We start from the raw sequence: 15394 nt of genomic DNA on the forward strand, positions 1-15394 counted from the left end.
GAGAAAACATCAGCGAGCCCGCATAGACCATGTGCGGGAGTATTCCCGGATAGTCCTTTGGATCGGGCGCGATCTCGGCAACGGTGACGTGGCCGGTAGCCTTGGCGAACGCCTTGAATTGCCGGTTGGTCACTGGATGGCAATCCATCCAGAACGCATCCACGGTGACACGGTGGACCGGCGCTTCCTCCGGATAATGCCGATCCGAACCCATGCGAAACGTGCCGCCTTGTATCCAGACCATTTTATCGATGTCTGAAGGACCGTCACAAACGGCAGCATCGGACGCAAGCCTAGCTGAAGGGTGCGCTGTCAAAGCGTTATCCCCCAACGGATGCATGCCACGCTACTTGGCATCCCGATCGATATTGATCCGCGGTCCAGTTGCTGGCGCTTATGCGATCCATCGGTGGTCCCATTGTGTGCACGCACAGGTTGCTCGAGCTCAACCGAACCTTCGGTCATTCGGTGGCGACGATCTTGACCTAAATCAATGAAGTGAAGCGGACACGAGATGCTTCAGTCCTCACGTCCGCTTCGGGTCGAAACGGGAAATGCCCGACTGATCTAGCGTAGGTCTGCTTCAGCTCGAGAAGCGGCCATAATCCGGCATCCTAAAACTCCCTGGACATCGCAGGGTGTGTTCGATTCTTCACCTTGATCCATTCCTTCGTGCGGCCGGCGATGTAGCGGCGATCGCGACGCTTCGAGACCAAGCCCTCAAGGCCCATGCGGCAGGCAGCGCCGAACAGGTCAGGGCCGATCTCGCCGGCCTCGAATGGCGCGACGAATATGCCGTCCTGGCCGACCGCGCAGTAGCCGCGCCAGATTGGCCTTGCGCATCGTCAATGGCAGCTGGCGCAAGTCCTCGCCGCCGGCCGCGAGGATGTTCGCGCTCAACCAAGAACGAGCAGCAGCAGCACGAGCCGCCCCGTTGTTGCCAGCGAAATAGCCAGAGCCTGCCCGAATTGGTTAATGGGTTGTTAATCGGCGTTCGGCAGGCTTGCGGTCAGCGCTGCCGATCAACCCCCAGCCCAAGGTAGCGCAAGCGATGGCCGGCGGCTGTGATGCCCGCCGGCCATTGTCTTTGATCAACGAACGCCCATGCCGATGCGGAGCCGATCGGCCCCGCGTTTCGGGGGCCGCACCTATCCGAGGCGCGGGACCATAGCGCCGCCGGAAACGCCCCGGAGGCCGGATCATGGTGCACGCGGCTTGTTATCGGACCAGTTCAAATTCGGGCTGCGGACGGGCCATGGGGAACATACGCGACCTTGTACGTGGGGAGAGGGCAAGGCGCGGCGGCGCCGTCCTTCGTCCTTGGCGCACGCGACACCTTTTCTTTGACCTTGCGGGCATCTCTTCTGTACGAGATCACCGACGAATAGCTGCGAATTGGCTGCGCGGACCCGCGCCAGCTGCCTAAAAAGGATGCTTCAACCCGTCGGAACAGGGGATCATGCGAGACGATTGCTTAAGCGAGATCGCCGTCCGCCGCTTCATCGCGGCGCCCGTAGCGGATAGCCAAAGGTCTACGACCCGCCCGAATGGCCCTCGCGAAGGCTAGCGATTTCGAATGCTGTTCGTCTCGCAACGGAGCGGACGATGTTTTTGATGTTCGAGAGGCTATCCGCCACGGCAAAGCCGCATCAAGAGTTTCGATGCCCTCGGTGCGAGCGGTGGCCGCGGCTGGTGAAGATCGAACCAAGGTCGAACGGGTCGGACAGCTTTTTCGAATGCCCGTGCGGAGCTCAAATCTGGGATCGGGCGCAAACGCGCGAGAGACTTTGAACAACTCACAAAATCGGAGGCTCCTATGCTGCTCGCTTACTTTCCTATCCTTCTGTTCGATGGCTTCGCCCGCATGGCGATCGCCACCATGCAGATGATGCCAATCTCAGTCGCCGCGGCAAAACCAAGGAGCGGAGAGCCAACGGTCATTCTGATGGAATGACGCCTGTGGAACGCGATACCTCAAATGCGATCGCTTACAGCTTGGCTCCTTTGACGCGGATGCAATTGAACCTTCGATGTACGGGGGAGGGGCTGCTTCAGCGCGGGCGAACGGAGGATGCGATAGATCGGCTTGCTACCCTATATCCGCCGCGGACGTGATCCGTGCGACTTAGAGATCGATCGTCGCTAGATCAATCTGGCAACTGAGCAAATAATCGCCCACTCATCCTACTCGCTCGCCCCCGCTGTTTTTGAAAGCGTTGCAAGCGAGCGTAAACCGCTTGACGGGTGCGGCGCAGCCGCTCGCCGACCTCCTCAGCAGTGGCACCTGCGCCAAATAGCGACAGCAATTCCGCCTCTTCTTCAGGCGACCACGGACGCGTCGATGTGCGATCGTTCGTCATTTGCGGTGGCTGCAAGACACCTATATGCGCGGCGGCGCTGGCCGCCTGGGTGGGTCGAGAAAGCGAGCTGGCCGCTCTGAGCGGGGCGGCGCCGGCAAGCGGCTGGGCTCAGGCGCGCGATTACCGCGCGTCATCCACGCTGCTAGACAAGCGTAGCTTCGCCTGAGAGCCGGAACGAACCAAGCCGATGCGTCCTCGTGGTCCATGCTCGAAGATTAACTTTGAACCATTTAGAAAAGATTGCCGACATTTCCCAATCCGTAACTGATCGTGAACGATGCGATGGCAACCAACGGCCATGGAAACCGAACGCCCGCTCGAAACGATACGTTGGTCGGCAGGAAAAGCGCAGGCCGCTCTTTAATCAGTATCACTGGCTAATGCTCGATCCTCTTCGTGACCGGCGATTGGATATCTTCTTCAAAGCTGCCCGATCACCCGGAACGAAGCCGGCCTGACAGAACTTAGCCGCCCCGATAAACCGCAAACCGTTGGGAAACGATGAATGTGTCAAAGGCCATGGAACTTATCGTCGCTAGCTACGTGAAGGTGCGGGACCGTCGCGCTCTGGTCGACTTGCTGGCGCATCGTCGCAAGGTGCTCGCCCAGCTGCAAGCCGTTTCGGGCATCAACCCAGAAAACGCGGCCAAAGCAATCCAAGAGGAATTGGCGGTGATCGAAGCCGCCCTCGAAGAACTTAAACCTCCGCCCGGTTCGTTGCCTGAGAACGAGTGGACTTAGCGATGCGCGTTAACAAGATCGATTGGGACAAAATCGGCCGGGTAACGGAGCCGGGTCCATACAAGTGTTTCTTCGGATATCTCACCGTCACGTCAGACGATATCGAAGTGTGGACGCACTATCCCGACGCGACGTTCACCTTGATCACGCAAAGGGCGGACGAGCAGCCGGTAGGCGAAGAATATCGTCTAGGCTATTCGACATCGGCGATCCTCAGCGATAGGAGCGCCGCCCTCGGTGAGGCGATTACGCCGCCACTTGCGCAGCCTTCACACGCTCCTCAAGAGCATAGATCGTCGATATGAGGTTGTCGCGTCGCGCGCGAAGATTTAGCGCGAGAAGCGGATACGTTGGCTATCGCACGTCGAACACGCCTGCCTTGGCTTCCTCTTCAAGGATATCGGAATTCAAAAGATCGACGCGCCACCATAGATCGGAGATGAGCGCCCTGAGCTGCAACTCCGCGGTGATGCCGGAACGCGACACTTCTTGCATCTTTTGCCTCAATTTGAAACGGCCCCGTCGTTGGGGCCGACCTTTGGTCGTGATTGAGCAAGTAGGATGCCAAGGATGCCGTCGCGGGCGAGTTCCGGAATTAACTCCGCGCGGCGACAACAAGCTTAATCCGCGTCTTCGATTGCACCGGAGCTGCGGAGCGCTAGCCACTCTGCACCGGACATTGCCCCGTCCGGGTTCACCATGGCGAGGTCGTCGCGCCAAGATACTCGGCGCGGCGACTTCGTTTTTAACGTCGATAGGCGAGCTTGACCTCATCGAGCTGCGACGACAGATCTCGCCCAAGATCAGCGAGAGGATGCGCGCAGAGCCGCCGCGGAGTTCGAGCGCGAAGAGAAGCGCCGCGACGCAGATCGCCGTAGAGAAGAAGTGACACGCGAGAAGGAACGCGCCAAGCGGGAGTGCGCGGTGGCGAAGGTTCGAGCAGCGCTGGACGAGGCGCAGCGGAAACACGAGGATCAGGCGCGGTCTCTCGAAGCAGAGCGCGGCAAAATCGAGAAGCGGATCGAGGACGAAGACACCCGCTGGCAGCGCGAGAAGCAAAAGCTATCCGAAGCGCTTCGTTTAGCGCGGGATTGATCGGGTCAGAATAGCCTTTGATCGAGCGACCGTGCCGCCGAACCGGACAAAAGCGCCAGAAAGGGCACGGTCCAGGCCGCCGAGACATGGCCGAGCAGCACCATTCCAAGAACGGCCTGAGTGAAATCACGCAGACCTTCACCACGCGGCGGCCGAAGGCCGCCGCAGTCGCATGGTGGCGCCGCCCGGGCGGGGCGGATCGTCGTTCTCGCCGTCGAGGCGCCGCAGACCCGCGAGGATGTCGGCGAGTCTGATGGCGAGTCCCATGCCGGGGATCTCGCGCAACGCGGGACAGGATTCGACCGCGTACATATCGGACGCCCAGGACGACAGGATGACGCGCTTCTCGGGTGCCGAGAGGGTCTCGTCGTTCAGCACGTCGTCCGGAGACGCATAGTGCGCGGCGGGGTGGAAGAAGGGATTGAGATCGCCGGAATTCGTTCTGGCATTGGTCATCGCCGGCCTCCTTACGCTCCTTTCAATGGGTAGGTGTGATGGACGGCGGGCGCGAACCCGCCGTCACTGGACTTCGATCCGGAAGCGGTCAGGCCGCCTTCTTCTGCTCGATCTGCGTCGGAGAAGGCGCGCCCGCGATCTGGATCCTTCGCGGCTTCATGGCCTCGGGCACCTCGCGGACCAGGTCGATGATCAGCAGCCCATCCTGGAAAGAGGCCTGCTTCACTTGGACATAGTCGGCGAGGTTGAAGACGCGCCGGAACGGTCGCGCGGCGATGCCCTGATACAGGAATTCGCCGGCCGGCCTGTCGGGCTTCCTGCCCTCGATCGTCAGCGCGTTCTGCTCGGCGGTGACCGTGATGTCGTCGGCGCCGAAGCCGGCCACGGCGAGCGTGATCCGGTAGTTGTCCTCGCCGGAGCGTTCGATGTTGTAGGGCGGATAGTTGTCTTCGGTCGCCTGGCGCAACGCGCTGTCGACGAGGCCGGCCAAATGGTCGAAGCCGATGGTGGAGCGCCAGAGGGGCGCGAAGTCGAAGGTGGTCCTCATATCCAAGTCCTCCTAGGAGCAAGATGGTTACAAGAAGCGCAGGACGGCTGTCCGAGACCCGCCGGCCGCGCCCGAGCCGGACCCTTGAAGGCGTCCGGCACACCGCTCTCGCGGCGAGAAACGACTTAGAAAAACGCAAGGATGATTCAAGAGGTCGGCTGAAAATTTTCTGCGTCCGGTGGTCCGGCGGTGCCGATGGTTAACGCGGGGTGGCCCGAAGGATCGGCTGCACCACTACTGTCTTGACAGGTTTTCCGCGCGGAATATTTTTTGCCGAGGGAAGCACGCTTCCCCGTTTCTCGAACCGCAAAGGACATGGAAGACCGTCAGGAGAGGCGATGATGCTCGACGAAGATTTTACCCGTATCCGTGCGCACCGCAACAACATCCACCGCTATCGCAGCCTGCTGAAGACGCAGCTGTCCGACCTCGAGCGCCAGTTCATCGAACGGCGCCTGGCCGAGGAGACCGCATCGCTCGAGGCGCTGACTTCCGAAACCTTCCCCATCATATTTGTCCTGCCTGGTTCGCCGAGCGCGGGGGTGGCGTCATGACCGATGTCAGGGACCTGCTGATCCGCGGCAGCGAGAAGGTGATCGACCACTATCGACTGCTGCTGGCGAGCGCGAAGACAGAGCGGGAGCGCCAGCTCTACCTGAGCCGGATCGAGCGCGAGGAACGGCTTCTCGACCAGCTCCAGGGTGGGTTACCGAACAGGGTGGCGGCGTGACTTCTCCGGACGGCGAGGATGGATTTGCGGGGTTCGACGTCGTGCTGAAGCGGCGCGGGCGGAGCCGATGGAAGTGGGCCGTCTGCACCGCCGCGGGCGAAGTCGTCATGTCCGGCTCGGAGTGCAGTCGCGCGGGCGCTAGGTACAAGGCCAACGGCGCTCTCTTTCTCCTACTTTGCGCAAGCGCGTCGCGGGCGGCGTCCGGAGGAGAGTGGCGGGCAACGGGCTAGGAACCTTGGTTGTCGTCAGGCGGTTGTCGCGCTCTCGACCCGCGGAGATCGAATCCGATGCCCGACTATCCGAAGCCCCCTTACCCCAGTCAGAAGCAGCCGATGCCCGGGTCAACCGCGCAAATGGACCCGCGCCCCGATCACGGCGAGACCAGCTACAAAGGGGCGGGCCGCCTGAACGGCAAGCGGGCCATCATCACCGGTGGCGACAGCGGAATAGGAAGGGCGGTCGCTATCGCCTTCGCCCGCGAGGGCGCAGATATTCTGATCGCCTATCTCGAGGAGCACGACGACGCCAAGGAAGTTGCGGCCCTCGTCGAGGCGGAGGGGCGCAAGGTTGTTCTGGTCGAGGGCGATCTAAGGGCTGCGGACCATTGCAGGAAGGTCGTCGATCGGGCGGTCCGGGATCTCGGCGGGGTCGACATCCTCGTCAACAATGCCGCGCATCAGGCGACCTTCAAGGATCTTGGCGACATCAGCGACGAGGAATGGCGAATGACGTTCGATGTGAATATCCACGCCATGTTCTTCCTCGCGAAGGCCGCCGTGCCGCACATGGAGCCGGGCGGCGCGATCATCAATACGGCTTCCGTGAACTCGGACATGCCGAACCCCACGCTGCTGGCCTATGCGACGACCAAGGGCGCTATCCAGAACTTCACAGGGGGGCTGGCCCAGATGCTAGCGGAGAAGGGCATCCGTGTGAACGCGGTGGCGCCCGGGCCGATCTGGACTCCGCTGATCCCATCGACCATGCCCGAGGAAACCGTGAAGAATTTCGGCAAGCAGGTGCCGATGAAGCGGGCCGGGCAGCCGGCCGAGCTGGCGACGGCCTATGTGATGCTTGCCGATCCGCTATCGAGCTACACCTCCGGCACCACGGTCGCGGTGACCGGAGGGAAGCCCTTCATCTGATGCCGGGCCTGCAGCATCCAGTCACGCCGGATGGGCGCTATTTCGTCGTTCGCGGTAGACGCGCTCCACATGGGCGCACTGGCATCCGCTGCGGGCACATCGCCGCCTCTGCTGCGGCGACTAATCCGTACCTTGGCGGTCGGCCTTTCCCTGACGCGGGTCATAGTGCTGGCGCACTGGGCGAGCGACGTGGTCGCGGGCTTCGCGCTCGGAGTCGTCATGGAGCGGTTACTGCGTCTCTGGACCGGCTATCCGATGTCGCCACCGAAGGAGGATGACAATGCCAATCCTTGAGGACGTGAAGGAATACGTGCAGCGCGCGACCGGTCTGCACCGACCCGGAAAGAAGGAGGCTCCTGACCTAGCGCGGCCAAGGAAGCCTCAGACGGCTCGTTTCAAGGACGACGGTCTCATCCCGAATCATCCGCGCTGGCCTCTCGTTATCTACCGAGGCGCTGTCGATCTCGGCGACGGGCATGATCCGGCGGCCGTCATGGAGGACCTGTTCGAGGCCAGCGGCTGGGGCGAAACCTGGCGGGACGGGATTTACGACTACGTTCACTACCATTCACGTATCCATGAGGTGCTTGGCATCGCGCGGGGTAGGGGACGTGTACGCTTCGGCGGAAGCAAAGGCCGGATCTTCAAACTTAAGGCGGGCGATGTCGCCATCCTGCCGGCGGGCACGGGACACCAATGCCCGTCCGCAGATGAGGACTTCCTCGTCGTCGGCGCCTATCCGCGCGTCGGCACCTACGACGAGTGCACGCAGGTCGAGGACCGTCCGAAAGCTCTGAAGACGATTCCAAAGGTGCCTGTCCCGGGCAAGGATCCCGTGTACGGCGCGGGAGGCCTGCTCTCAAAGCTATGGAAGAAACCGAAATGAGCGAGTACGTCGTCCGCTTCCTGGTAGGCGGCGCCGTTGTGTCGGCCGTCGCGATGCTCGGAGACGTGCTCAGGCCGAAGAGCTTCGCCGGCCTGTTTGGAGCCGCGCCCTCGGTCGCGCTCGCCACGCTTGGCATCGCGATCTATCAGCACGGCGAATCCTACGCAGCCGTCCAAACCCATTCGATGATGGCCGGTGCGATCGCGCTCGGGATCTACAGCGTGGTCGTCTGCCAGCTCTTGATCCGGGCGCGCATGCGTGCGCTGCCGGCCACGCTGCTGTCGATCGTCGTGTGGCTCGCAGCGGCCTTCGGCCTGTGGGCGGCCGCGGGAGGTCAGACATGAGCGCGCCGATTGAAATCTCGCCGTCCTCGCTGCAAGAAGGACGCTGGCACGAATACGCGGTCCGCTTCGCGCTGGGCGGCGCAGCGACCGTCTTCGCCGGCCTGGTCAGCAGTTGGTACGGGGCTTCGATCGGCGGCCTATCCTTGCTCTGCCGGCGATCTTCTGCGCCAGCGCCACTCTCATCGAAAAGCATGAAATCCGCCGCATGCGCGAGGCCGGACTTGACGGAACGCGGCGAGGGCAACAGGCCGCAGCGCTCGACTCCGCCGGCGCAGCGCTCGGTGCGCTCGGGATGCTGGCGTTCGCCGGAGTGTTCTGGCTACTGGTCGAACGAAGCGTCGCCGGCGCATTTGCGAGCGCCTCGCTGGCGTGGCTGGCGGTGTCGGTCGCGACTTGGTTCGTACGACGCAAGGCGAGATCATGTCGGAGCTCGCCCGCACACGAAAGGGCCGGCCCGCGTTAAGGCGAAGCCGGCCCTTCTGAAGTTGGTCAGCCGTCAGGCCGCGTCGGAGGCCTTGGCGGTGACGCCCTTGCGCAGCGCGATCGTGTTGAGCTTGGTGTTCGCCGCCTTCTCTTCGTTCAGATTGGTCGTGAGGAAGCGCACGATCTCGTCATGGCCGAGTTCTTCGGCCCAGGCGATCAGCGTCCCGTAGCGGCACATCTCGTAGTGCTCGACGGCCTGCGCGTTGGCGACGATGGCCGCGTCCAGCACCGCCTTATCTTCGATTTCGCCGGCGGTCTCGTCGGCTTCCTTGCTGATTCCGTCGATGGCCGGGCACTTCGTGCCGCTGGGCTCCTTGCCGAGCTTTGCGAAGGCCTTCTCGAGCCGCTCTACCTGCTTATTGGTCTCTTCCAGATGGTTCTTGAGGCCGGTAACCAGGTCGCGGTTGGTGGCCTTTGCGATCATCTTCGGCAGCGCTTTCAAGATTTGCTGCTCGGTGTAGTAGAYGTCCTGAAGACCGTGGATCAGAAGGTCATCCATGKTTTTGATGTCTTTGGTGAAGAAGCCCATAATCGATTTCTCCTCTCGCAATGATGTCAACGGAACGCCGAAGGGTCTTCGGCGGTTCTGCTTTGCGACACGGAGACACTGATGACAGATCGAACCAATATCCTTAATGGTCGCGTCTTGCTCATGAGCGACGCCGAACACCAGAAGATCAGAGCAGAGAATCTCAATCGATTGGCGGCTCGACCGTTTTGGGAGAAGTGCATTGCGATAGCAGGACTAGCAACAGCCGCGATTTCGGTTTCCTTGTATCCATATCTGTTCGGGCGCCTGACAATCGGCTGGGAAAAGCTAGGCTTCGTCAGAACGATTGTCCCGTCCGAGGAGCCGGTCCTGTTCCTAGCGACGCTGTTGTTTTTTTTGAGAGCCTCCTTATCTGCACGCTCTGTTTTTTGACCAAGCTCTACTTCTTTCGGGCAAGGACGGACGCTCTGGTTCCTAGCCAGTCGCAGCGAACGCCGGCTCACGGCCCTTTTCTTCGGACCTCGCGCATTGTCCGCTTCTGTGCGGCTGTTAGGGAATAAGCGGACATCGCGGACTTATGAGTAGACGCCCCAGCGCCATTCCGGCCTAAGTTCCTAAATCTTACGTTGACCGGTCGACGCGCCGATTGCTTACGAGCGGCGCTTTTCTTCGGGTCGTCCCGGCGCTGCGCCTTCTCTGTGTTTCGATCGAGCTGCGCACGCTCGCTGCGGCGCAACCGTTTCCGTCTTTATGACGCCATAAAGAATTGTGCCACCCAAGATGAAGGCACCGATAAACATCATCCAGAGCGCCGTCACTGAGGTATCGTCGAGTAGCATTCCGACGCCACTGTTTCCCATTTTCGCTCTCGCTATTTTGTCTTGAGAACCAAACCCGCATTGGAGTGGAGGTTCCCTGCTTCGTTCCTATTGTACGGTCTCGGCGCTTAGGCACAATTCATGAGGCCCGATGTTAGAAACGAATGGAGGACCACCCGGCCGAACACACTGAGGGCGATGTGCTGGACAAACTCCGGCGCCATATCCGCATTTTGGTCGATATCGGTCGTCTTTCGGTTGAAGAGGCCGGAACAGAACGCTTCTTGGACCAAGCCGTGCTGCAAATTGCCCGAGCCGTGGAAATCGACCATGTTAAGGTGCTTCAATATCGTCCAGACACGTCCGATCTTCTGTTGATTGCGGGAGTCGGCTGGAAGGATGGTGCCCTCCGCACCGCCACGCTGTCGGCCGACCTCCGCTCGCCGCCTGGCCGCGCTTTCCAAACGGCCGAGCCTGTCAGCATCAGAGATTTCGCCGAGCAGAACGAATTTGTTTGTTCCGAGTTCTTGGCGGAGCACAGCATTGTGGCTGTCAGCAACGTCCCGATCCTCATCGGCGGCGCCGCATGGGGCGTGCTGGAGGTGGACAGTACAAAGCCGAGAGACTTCTCCCAGGATACGACCGAGTTTCTGACCGCCGCCGCCGCGCTGATAGGTGCTGTGCTGCGTCGCGGTGCGCAACCGGACGAACATGCAAGCCTTATGGCTGCGGTCGCGGAAGCTAAAAAGGGGCAGATCTTGCTTCGAGAGATGCAACATCGGGTCAAGAACAATTTTCAACTCGTCCTGTCCTCGATTTCCATCCAGAAGCGCCGCTATCTTGATCCAGAATCACACCGCGCTCTGGACCACGTGGCCAGCCGCATCAACGCCATCTCGCTCGCACATGATCAGCTTGCCCCTCGCCAAGAGGGGCAGATCGTTAGACTTTCCCATTACATCCGGGCTCTTTGCAGCGCGATCCGCAATCAGGTGGATGAGGTTGAAGTCGACGTCGAATGCGACGAGCTCGAATTGGCGATCGACCGGGCCCTCCCGGTTGGCCTCATTTTGAATGAGACTGCGATGAACAGCATCAAGCATGCGTTCGGTGCAGAGGGAGGCAGGATCAGCGTAAGTTTGGTGGGAGGCGTCGGCTACGGCGAGGCTCGATTGACAGTGACCGACAACGGTCGCGGCATTCAACATCCGAACAAGAACGGGTCGGGCCTTAAGCTGATTACCTCTCTGGCGAGACAAATTGGCGGTACCGTCAACCAGACCAGCAGCGACGCGGGTACAACAACAACGCTTACATTCCCTTTGATAATGTAAAGTGGGACCTGCTGAGCAGGCACGGGACAGGCTGCGCCTCAGCTATCGCGGGCCGGGTCGGCCGATGGTACACCTGCGGACCAAGCAAAGCCCCATATCGTCGCCGAGGTGGGTAGTCGGGTTGTGGCCCTTAGCAGCAGGTCGATTGAGCGCGTGTCATGTCGGCTGTCAGGCAGACCGGACACCGATCCAACTTGGCGTCCACCGCTGATTTCGCCCCCAAGCGGCAATCGACCGCAGAGAAGCGGATATAACCTTCGACAACAACGCTTGACCAGACCGCCCGTTTAGAGCGCGAAATTTTTTTCGTCATCCTCTTGAAACTTTTTTGCTCGTGGCAGATTTTTTGGACGCCGCAGACGTGGCGGCCGGGGCGCCTTCGGGGCCCCCCATCAAGGCGGGCGCCGGAAGGTGTCCGGTGCCAGCTCGTACCCAACTTGCTCTTTGGAGGATTTGGCTATGAGGTATGATTGGACTCCCCTGTGGAGGTCGACCATTGGGTTCGACCACCTGTTTGACGTTCTCGACGAGGTCCAGCGGACCGCCGAAGAGACCTATCCCCCCTATAACATCGAGCGGCTCGACGAGAACCACTTCCAAATCTCGGTGGCGCTCGCCGGATTCACACCGGACGAGGTGGGCCTTAYGGTGGAGCAGAATGTCCTGACGTTGGAAGGCCATAAGGCCGAGAAGGACGAGAAGACCTTCCTGCATCGCGGAATGTCGACACGGTCATTCAAGCGCCAGTTCACCCTGGCTGACCACGTTGAGGTCAAGGGCGCGCACTTCGAGAATGGTCTGTTGGTCATCGAGCTTCAACGCGAGATTCCCGAGGCCATGAAGCCGCGGCGCATCGCCATCGCGGGCGCAAGCGCCGGGCAGGTCAAGCAGATCGAAGGCAAGGCCGCCTGACAACCCGCGGCCTGGTTCCGATCGCCGCCGCGCGGGTGCTCCCGCGCGGCTACCTAATGCGTCTTATGATGGGTAGGAGCTTTAGCCATGCGGACGACGCCCGCACACGATAACGTCGTCGATTTAAATGCCCTTCTTCGCCCCGGCACGGTGTTCTCGCAGCCGCGCGAGGTCGTACGCCTCGGCGATCGCGTCCTGTCCAGCGTTACGCTCGCCGGACGGACTAAGGCGCCTGTTCATATCGACGAAATTCTGGAAGCGCTACGCGCGCTAGACGGGAACGGTCCGCGCAACCCGCCGGGCGGCAAGCCCATGCGTCTGCGCTCGGCCGAGCGTCGCGCGGCGGCGTGAGCGAGGGGGTCTGCAAGTGATTCGATGACTGACGTCACACAGTTGATTCCAGGTCGCTTCTATTGGGTCCTTGTGCGCTCGAGCACGAAACATCCCGAGTGGCAGCCGGCACGCTTCGGCGCTACCTGCCAAGGCGACGGCGCCAAGTGGGACTTCATCGGCTTCAATAGCGACGTCGGTCATCTTTTCGTCGAGGTCGTCGACATCGGCTCAGAAATACTGTCTGTCTAAACGCTCGCGTTAAGATGCCTAGGCAGCCAAGCGACAGCGCAGCTATCGATCCACTGCGCGGATTCCCTGTTTCTGTACAACCGCTGCGGCCCTGCCCTTTCTGCGGCGGTTCTGAGGTTTGGATCAACAGCGACATCGATCCAAAATTCGTAGTATGTAAGAAATGTTCGGCTTTCGGCCTCAATGCGCCGACCGTTAGGCAGGCGGCCGAGCATTGGAACAAACGCACCGCCCCCTAAAGCGAAGACAACCTCTGGCTAGTCAATCAGCGGCCGAACGACCGGGCTTGGAGCGCGCCGCTGTGCCGAGGGGATCATCTCGGCCACCGCTCCCGGCAACTCGGCCCCATCCGAGCGCTCCTTCGGCGCGGTCACCGCGCTTCCAGCATCAGTGATTTCGTAGAAAAGAGATCCCACCGGCAAGATCTCAGTCTGGGGGCCGATTTGCTTGGGAAGCGGCCGGATCTCATCCGGTGCCCGTATCCCTAGCCGGAGACCTCCGGCGCTATTTAACCGGTTCACGGCTAAGGGCACGCGCCTGCATTTCTTCCGAGCAACGAACGTTCAGTTCGGCGATGCGCATCAAAGATCCTCCCGGAGACCTTTGAAGAACGGATCGGCGGACTTGACGCGATACTTGATCTCGGCAAGCAGCTTCGGCTCGACCCAGATGCCCCGGTGCGCGATCCGCTTGGCATAGGGCTGTGACGCAGGTCCTCGCCGCCAACCGCAAGGATGTCGAAGGCGTAGAGTTGCACTTCGTTATCCTGCCGGCGCGGGGGGAGGGCGTTGAAGTCCGATGCGCCGTCGACGCCGAGCACCACAGCCTCGCCGTCGATGACGAATTGCTGCTCGCGGTTCTTTAGCGCGGCCTCGACGATCCAAGGGAAGCGCCTAGTCCAGTCGTAGCCGTTGCGGGTGAACAGGCGCACGGTCTTCCCTGGCGCTCGACGCGCAGTCGATAGCCCTAATACTTGATTTCGTGGATCCAGTCGGGCCCGGCCGGCACCACCTTGGCGGCGGTCGGCAGGCAGAATTCGAACGCGGTACGCATAGGGCTGAGATAGGGGCGGGAGCGGATTTCTGAAGTCCTCATAGCCAGTCCCATTGTAGGAACCAATTCAGCGCATCATTGGCGAACCACCAGAGGCGCCAGTATGGTCGTAAATGTTCGTGGAGACATGGCAGAGACGTCCGCGGTATTCGTCATCGGCGAACGGCATGTTCACCAATGGGACATGGGCATTTGTCGGGATGCCATCCATACATTTGAGCGGGGCGCCAGTTGATCGACCATCGCCGCGACGCCACGCGCCGTGCGCAGGTGAGTCAGCGGCGAGCTGGCTCGTGCCGCGCCACATTGCGCTGCTTGTCAACCTGATGCTCGACACAGGCACCAAGCCCGAGGAGCTGCAGCCATGAGCGACCAGACTTACCACGTCATCATGGCAGTGCTCCTTGTCCTCGTGAGCGGCGGCTATTTCTTGGAAGCAATGCGCCAGCTCGACCTCGATGCCTGCGGCGCGAACGACTTCCACTATGCGCAGGTTCTCGCTGAAAAGCTCATAGGCTGGGCCCTCATCACGGCGTTATTCGCGTGGCTGTGGCTCTGAACCAGACGCCCGCTGAAAATGCCCGCGCAGGGGCAGCGCGAGCTGCATGTCGAAACGTCTTGTGGCGTTGGCGGCGATGAAGTCTTGCAGCGCAGACGAGATCTCGGCCTCCGTGTCGGCTGCGCGCTGGGCCAGCGCGTCGGCGACTTCGGAAGTCGCATCCCGCGAGCACCCCTCGACGGGGTTGAAGGATACAATCCGGACCGGATAGGCGTACTGGCCCGAGCGTCGAAATCGGAGGTCGGTTGCACCAGCTTTCTAGGGTCAGGTGGTTGCAAGGGAGGTCTTTTTTCGGGTAAACGGGGGTCAGGTTAAGGGGCGAAACGGGGCGAATCTGCCGTCGCTTTGTAGAACTTGGTCACACCTCAGCCCAGCTTGCATTGCTCGGTGACAAGGTTCGACCGCCGGCTTCGGCACCCATGTATGCGGCGCATCAGCGGATTGCTCGCCGTTTCAAGCCACGACCCAAACGGAAAGCAGAAAGCAGAGGCTCATGCCCACAATCGCTTTGGTCGACGATGACAGCAACATTCTCACATCCGTCTCGATCGCGCTGGAGACGGAAGGCTACCGCATCATGACTTACACCGACGGCGCCTCCGCGCTCGACGGCTTCCGCACCACCCAGCCCGATCTTGCCATTCTCGACATCAAGATGCCGCGCATGGACGGCTTGGAAACGCTGCGCCGGCTGCGGCAGAAATCCGACCTGCCGGTGATCTTCCTGACCTCCAAGGACGAAGAGATCGACGAGCTGTTCGGCCTCAAGATGGGCGCCGACGACTTCATCCGCAAACCGTTCTCGCAGCGCCTGCTGGTCGAGCGCGTCAAGGCCGTGCTGCGCCGCTCGGCGCCGAAG

22 protein-coding genes and 6 pseudogenes are annotated in these 15394 nt (G+C 61.2%); 19 read left to right on the plus strand and 9 right to left on the minus strand.

The window, feature by feature from the left end; translation table 11 throughout:
• Both AC1DW2_RS41730 and AC1DW2_RS41735 read right to left on the minus strand, forming a co-directional pair.
• The coding region (locus AC1DW2_RS41730) for an SUMF1/EgtB/PvdO family nonheme iron enzyme (RefSeq protein ID WP_477008999.1) at nt 1-244 on the minus strand (244 nt) is incomplete at its 3' end.
• Nucleotides 245-614: 370 nt separating this feature from the next.
• Nucleotides 615-891, minus strand: a pseudogene (locus tag AC1DW2_RS41735) (ATP-dependent DNA ligase); the annotation flags it as partial.
• A 925-nt stretch (nt 892-1816) separates the two neighbouring features.
• Here AC1DW2_RS41735 and AC1DW2_RS41740 point away from each other — a divergent pair.
• The 3 genes from AC1DW2_RS41740 to AC1DW2_RS41750 all read left to right on the plus strand — a co-directional run bounded on the left by AC1DW2_RS41740 (nt 1817) and on the right by AC1DW2_RS41750 (nt 3406).
• Nucleotides 1817-1954 (plus strand): hypothetical protein, encoded by a 138-nt coding sequence (locus tag AC1DW2_RS41740; RefSeq protein ID WP_155258189.1) that lies wholly within the window; start codon nt 1817-1819, stop codon nt 1952-1954.
• 925 nt (nt 1955-2879) lie between these two features.
• Nucleotides 2880-3101 (plus strand): hypothetical protein, encoded by a 222-nt coding sequence (locus AC1DW2_RS41745; protein WP_049808054.1) that lies wholly within the window; start codon nt 2880-2882, stop codon nt 3099-3101.
• Nucleotides 3102-3103: 2 nt separating this feature from the next.
• Entirely contained in the window at nt 3104-3406 is a 303-nt protein-coding gene (locus AC1DW2_RS41750) for a hypothetical protein (RefSeq protein WP_477009000.1), read from the plus strand.
• 49 nt (nt 3407-3455) lie between these two features.
• Here the strand turns inward: AC1DW2_RS41750 and AC1DW2_RS41755 are convergent, their stop codons facing one another.
• Nucleotides 3456-3596, minus strand: a complete 141-nt coding sequence (locus tag AC1DW2_RS41755) for a hypothetical protein (RefSeq protein ID WP_477009001.1) — start codon at nt 3594-3596, stop codon at nt 3456-3458.
• Nucleotides 3597-3986: 390 nt separating this feature from the next.
• Between AC1DW2_RS41755 and AC1DW2_RS41760 the strand changes: the two genes are divergently transcribed.
• Complete coding sequence (locus tag AC1DW2_RS41760; RefSeq protein WP_028153947.1) at nt 3987-4196, plus strand: hypothetical protein; 210 nt, start codon at nt 3987-3989, stop codon at nt 4194-4196.
• Nucleotides 4197-4334: 138 nt separating this feature from the next.
• On the opposite strand, the gene AC1DW2_RS41765 is transcribed toward AC1DW2_RS41760, so the two are convergent.
• Together AC1DW2_RS41765 and AC1DW2_RS41770 are read right to left on the minus strand one after the other, a co-directional pair.
• Nucleotides 4335-4652 (minus strand): hypothetical protein, encoded by a 318-nt coding sequence (locus AC1DW2_RS41765; protein ID WP_028153948.1) that lies wholly within the window; start codon nt 4650-4652, stop codon nt 4335-4337.
• Nucleotides 4653-4740: 88 nt separating this feature from the next.
• The gene (locus AC1DW2_RS41770; protein WP_028153949.1) at nt 4741-5199 is read right to left on the minus strand and encodes an Hsp20 family protein; all 459 of its coding nucleotides are present in this window, start codon (nt 5197-5199) and stop codon (nt 4741-4743) included.
• Nucleotides 5200-5537: 338 nt separating this feature from the next.
• On the opposite strand from AC1DW2_RS41770, the gene AC1DW2_RS41775 reads away from it, so the two are divergent.
• The 7 genes and pseudogenes from AC1DW2_RS41775 (at nt 5538) to AC1DW2_RS41805 (ending at nt 8767) form a co-directional block, all read left to right on the plus strand.
• The gene (locus tag AC1DW2_RS41775) at nt 5538-5753 is read left to right on the plus strand and encodes a hypothetical protein (protein WP_477009002.1); all 216 of its coding nucleotides are present in this window, start codon (nt 5538-5540) and stop codon (nt 5751-5753) included.
• Entirely contained in the window at nt 5750-5929 is a 180-nt protein-coding gene (locus AC1DW2_RS41780) for a hypothetical protein (protein ID WP_028153950.1), read from the plus strand. Before AC1DW2_RS41775 ends, AC1DW2_RS41780 begins: the two co-directional genes overlap by 4 nt.
• A gap of 287 nt (nt 5930-6216) precedes the next feature.
• Nucleotides 6217-7074 (plus strand): glucose 1-dehydrogenase, encoded by an 858-nt coding sequence (locus AC1DW2_RS41785; RefSeq protein WP_028153952.1) that lies wholly within the window; start codon nt 6217-6219, stop codon nt 7072-7074.
• A 60-nt stretch (nt 7075-7134) separates the two neighbouring features.
• Nucleotides 7135-7368, plus strand: a pseudogene (locus AC1DW2_RS41790) (phosphatase PAP2 family protein); the annotation flags it as partial.
• The gene (locus AC1DW2_RS41795) at nt 7355-7960 is read left to right on the plus strand and encodes a cupin domain-containing protein (RefSeq protein WP_477009003.1); all 606 of its coding nucleotides are present in this window, start codon (nt 7355-7357) and stop codon (nt 7958-7960) included. The pseudogene AC1DW2_RS41790 and the gene AC1DW2_RS41795, both read left to right, overlap by 14 nt.
• Nucleotides 7957-8304, plus strand: coding sequence for a DUF3147 family protein (locus AC1DW2_RS41800; RefSeq protein ID WP_477009004.1), 348 nt, complete (start codon nt 7957-7959; stop codon nt 8302-8304). The genes AC1DW2_RS41795 and AC1DW2_RS41800 overlap by 4 nt, the downstream gene beginning before the upstream one ends.
• Nucleotides 8301-8767: pseudogene (locus AC1DW2_RS41805) on the plus strand (hypothetical protein). Before AC1DW2_RS41800 ends, AC1DW2_RS41805 begins: the two are co-directional and overlap by 4 nt.
• Before the next feature lie 33 nt (nt 8768-8800).
• On the opposite strand, the gene AC1DW2_RS41810 reads toward AC1DW2_RS41805, so the two are convergent.
• Nucleotides 8801-9316, minus strand: a complete 516-nt coding sequence (locus AC1DW2_RS41810) for a YciE/YciF ferroxidase family protein (protein WP_477009005.1) — start codon at nt 9314-9316, stop codon at nt 8801-8803.
• 81 nt (nt 9317-9397) lie between these two features.
• Here AC1DW2_RS41810 and AC1DW2_RS41815 point away from each other — a divergent pair, with 81 nt between their 5' ends.
• The 6 genes from AC1DW2_RS41815 to AC1DW2_RS41840 all read left to right on the plus strand — a co-directional run bounded on the left by AC1DW2_RS41815 (nt 9398) and on the right by AC1DW2_RS41840 (nt 13162).
• Nucleotides 9398-9709, plus strand: coding sequence for a hypothetical protein (locus AC1DW2_RS41815; protein ID WP_477009006.1), 312 nt, complete (start codon nt 9398-9400; stop codon nt 9707-9709).
• 586 nt (nt 9710-10295) lie between these two features.
• Nucleotides 10296-11429 carry a sensor histidine kinase gene (locus AC1DW2_RS41820; RefSeq protein ID WP_244433460.1) on the plus strand — a complete coding sequence of 378 codons (1134 nt, stop codon included), beginning with the start codon at nt 10296-10298 and terminating at the stop codon, nt 11427-11429.
• Between the two features lie 459 nt (nt 11430-11888).
• A complete protein-coding gene (locus tag AC1DW2_RS41825; RefSeq protein WP_477009007.1) occupies nt 11889-12341 on the plus strand; it encodes an Hsp20 family protein in 453 nt (150 codons plus the stop codon).
• A gap of 87 nt (nt 12342-12428) precedes the next feature.
• Entirely contained in the window at nt 12429-12692 is a 264-nt protein-coding gene (locus tag AC1DW2_RS41830) for a hypothetical protein (protein ID WP_063711536.1), read from the plus strand.
• A gap of 24 nt (nt 12693-12716) precedes the next feature.
• A complete protein-coding gene (locus AC1DW2_RS41835) occupies nt 12717-12923 on the plus strand; it encodes a hypothetical protein (protein ID WP_212496850.1) in 207 nt (68 codons plus the stop codon).
• 14 nt (nt 12924-12937) lie between these two features.
• A complete protein-coding gene (locus AC1DW2_RS41840) occupies nt 12938-13162 on the plus strand; it encodes a Lar family restriction alleviation protein (protein WP_477009008.1) in 225 nt (74 codons plus the stop codon).
• Nucleotides 13163-13504: 342 nt separating this feature from the next.
• On the opposite strand, the pseudogene AC1DW2_RS41845 reads toward AC1DW2_RS41840, so the two are convergent.
• Both AC1DW2_RS41845 and AC1DW2_RS41850 read right to left on the minus strand, forming a co-directional pair.
• Nucleotides 13505-13630, minus strand: a pseudogene (locus AC1DW2_RS41845) (non-homologous end-joining DNA ligase); the annotation flags it as partial.
• Nucleotides 13618-13976, minus strand: a pseudogene (locus tag AC1DW2_RS41850) (ATP-dependent DNA ligase); the annotation flags it as partial. The pseudogenes AC1DW2_RS41850 and AC1DW2_RS41845, both read right to left, overlap by 13 nt.
• Nucleotides 13977-14340: 364 nt before the next feature.
• Between AC1DW2_RS41850 and AC1DW2_RS41855 the strand changes: the two are divergent.
• A complete protein-coding gene (locus AC1DW2_RS41855) occupies nt 14341-14535 on the plus strand; it encodes a hypothetical protein (protein WP_477009009.1) in 195 nt (64 codons plus the stop codon).
• Here the strand turns inward: AC1DW2_RS41855 and AC1DW2_RS41860 are convergent.
• A pseudogene (locus AC1DW2_RS41860) lies at nt 14512-14766 on the minus strand (hypothetical protein); the annotation flags it as partial. The gene AC1DW2_RS41855 and the pseudogene AC1DW2_RS41860 overlap by 24 nt on opposite strands.
• Before the next feature lie 262 nt (nt 14767-15028).
• Here AC1DW2_RS41860 and AC1DW2_RS41865 point away from each other — a divergent pair.
• Nucleotides 15029-15394, plus strand: a 366-nt coding sequence (locus tag AC1DW2_RS41865; protein WP_477009010.1) for a response regulator, incomplete at its 3' end; no start/stop codon positions are given.

The organism is Bradyrhizobium sp. P3_C3 (assembly GCF_056402655.1).

Coding starts and splice junctions, on each gene's coding strand:
- AC1DW2_RS41740 (WP_155258189.1), top strand. CDS start 1,817: ATGCTGCTCGCTTACTTTCCTATCCTTCTGTTCGATGGCTTCGCCCGC.
- AC1DW2_RS41785 (WP_028153952.1), top strand. CDS start 6,217: ATGCCCGACTATCCGAAGCCCCCTTACCCCAGTCAGAAGCAGCCGATG.
- AC1DW2_RS41745 (WP_049808054.1), top strand. CDS start 2,880: ATGGAACTTATCGTCGCTAGCTACGTGAAGGTGCGGGACCGTCGCGCT.
- AC1DW2_RS41770 (WP_028153949.1), bottom strand. CDS start 5,199: ATGAGGACCACCTTCGACTTCGCGCCCCTCTGGCGCTCCACCATCGGC.
- AC1DW2_RS41755 (WP_477009001.1), bottom strand. CDS start 3,596: ATGCAAGAAGTGTCGCGTTCCGGCATCACCGCGGAGTTGCAGCTCAGG.
- AC1DW2_RS41840 (WP_477009008.1), top strand. CDS start 12,938: ATGCCTAGGCAGCCAAGCGACAGCGCAGCTATCGATCCACTGCGCGGA.
- AC1DW2_RS41775 (WP_477009002.1), top strand. CDS start 5,538: ATGATGCTCGACGAAGATTTTACCCGTATCCGTGCGCACCGCAACAAC.
- AC1DW2_RS41830 (WP_063711536.1), top strand. CDS start 12,429: ATGCGGACGACGCCCGCACACGATAACGTCGTCGATTTAAATGCCCTT.
- AC1DW2_RS41835 (WP_212496850.1), top strand. CDS start 12,717: ATGACTGACGTCACACAGTTGATTCCAGGTCGCTTCTATTGGGTCCTT.
- AC1DW2_RS41765 (WP_028153948.1), bottom strand. CDS start 4,652: ATGACCAATGCCAGAACGAATTCCGGCGATCTCAATCCCTTCTTCCAC.
- AC1DW2_RS41795 (WP_477009003.1), top strand. CDS start 7,355: ATGCCAATCCTTGAGGACGTGAAGGAATACGTGCAGCGCGCGACCGGT.
- AC1DW2_RS41855 (WP_477009009.1), top strand. CDS start 14,341: ATGAGCGACCAGACTTACCACGTCATCATGGCAGTGCTCCTTGTCCTC.
- AC1DW2_RS41780 (WP_028153950.1), top strand. CDS start 5,750: ATGACCGATGTCAGGGACCTGCTGATCCGCGGCAGCGAGAAGGTGATC.
- AC1DW2_RS41800 (WP_477009004.1), top strand. CDS start 7,957: ATGAGCGAGTACGTCGTCCGCTTCCTGGTAGGCGGCGCCGTTGTGTCG.
- AC1DW2_RS41815 (WP_477009006.1), top strand. CDS start 9,398: ATGACAGATCGAACCAATATCCTTAATGGTCGCGTCTTGCTCATGAGC.
- AC1DW2_RS41750 (WP_477009000.1), top strand. CDS start 3,104: ATGCGCGTTAACAAGATCGATTGGGACAAAATCGGCCGGGTAACGGAG.